This is a genomic window from Pigmentiphaga sp. GD03639 (assembly GCF_029845405.1).
Classification (GTDB): domain Bacteria; phylum Pseudomonadota; class Gammaproteobacteria; order Burkholderiales; family Burkholderiaceae_B; genus Pigmentiphaga; species Pigmentiphaga daeguensis.
The window spans coordinates 1-1141 of the sequence record NZ_JAOCLR010000082.1 but is presented as its reverse complement, the minus strand read 5'-3'; the positions used below and the strand labels follow the sequence as shown (position 1 = coordinate 1141).

The 1141-nt window shown below is 54.9% G+C and carries 2 tRNA genes and 2 rRNA genes; all 4 read left to right on the top strand.

Going from position 1 to position 1141, the window contains the following annotated elements:
• A 16S ribosomal RNA gene (locus N5K27_RS28890) occupies positions 1–116 on the top strand; the annotation flags it as partial.
• A 127-nt stretch (positions 117–243) separates the two neighbouring features.
• Positions 244–320: transfer RNA gene (locus tag N5K27_RS28885), tRNA-Ile, on the top strand.
• Positions 321–441: 121 nt separating this feature from the next.
• Positions 442–517, top strand: a tRNA-Ala gene (locus N5K27_RS28880).
• 277 nt (positions 518–794) lie between these two features.
• Positions 795–1141, top strand: a 23S ribosomal RNA gene (locus N5K27_RS28875); the annotation flags it as partial.

Here is a 1141-nt window from a genome sequence, read left to right as displayed (position 1 = left end):
CACCAGAAGTAGGTAGCCTAACCGCAAGGAGGGCGCTTACCACGGTGGGGTTCATGACTGGGGTGAAGTCGTAACAAGGTAGCCGTATCGGAAGGTGCGGCTGGATCACCTCCTTTCAGCGCGTAAAGCGCTTGATCAAGTGTCCACTCTTATCGGTTGTTCATTAAGCTGGATCGGTGAGGAAAAGGGGCAAGCGCGAGTGGCTTGACGTTCCTTGGCCTGGGATGCAGATCCGAAGAATAAGGGTCTGTAGCTCAGTCGGTTAGAGCACCGTCTTGATAAGGCGGGGGTCGTTGGTTCGAATCCAACCAGACCCACCAGGGTTGGTGCCCCCCTACGCGCTGCGCGCGCCCCCCAGGGGGCGGCGCTGGCGGACCGGCAAAGCCGGCTCCGCGGCGCCCTGGGTAAAGCCGGGGCAGGGTGGGAAGCCTTCAGGGGTACGGGGGTTTAGCTCAGCTGGGAGAGCACCTGCTTTGCAAGCAGGGGGTCGTCGGTTCGATCCCGTCAACCTCCACCAAGACACCTGGAAGATTCCTCGGCAGTACCAGAATTCAGGTTTAAGCGCAGCGTGCTGTGCTTAAAGCTGGGCTTTGGCTCGGTGAAGTACTGATTTGGCTGTTCTTTAACAATTTGGAAGAAGCAACAACAGTAATGTTGTTCGACACGCTGGTTCAGAGCCAGTGGAGTATTTGTCGGACAACGGGTTGTGATTGCATATATCAGTTCCAGAATGCTCATGTTCTGGAACGGCACAAACGCTAGAGTAAACCAGCCTATAGCCGCCACGGTTATAGGATCAAGCGACTAAGTGCATGTGGTGGATGCCTTGGCGATCACAGGCGATGAAGGACGTCGTAGCTTGCGATAAGCTGCGGGGAGCTAGCAAACGAGCTTTGATCCGCAGATTTCCGAATGGGGAAACCCACCGCTTAGGCGGTATCGTTAACTGAATCCATAGGTTAACGAGGCGAACCGGGTGAACTGAAACATCTCAGTAGCTCGAGGAAAAGAAATCAACCGAGATTCCGAAAGTAGCGGCGAGCGAAATCGGAACAGCCTGTACGAGTTAGCTTCGGTGATAGAAGAACGGTCTGGAAAGTCCGGCCATAGCAGGTGATAGCCCTGTATTCGAAATCATTGG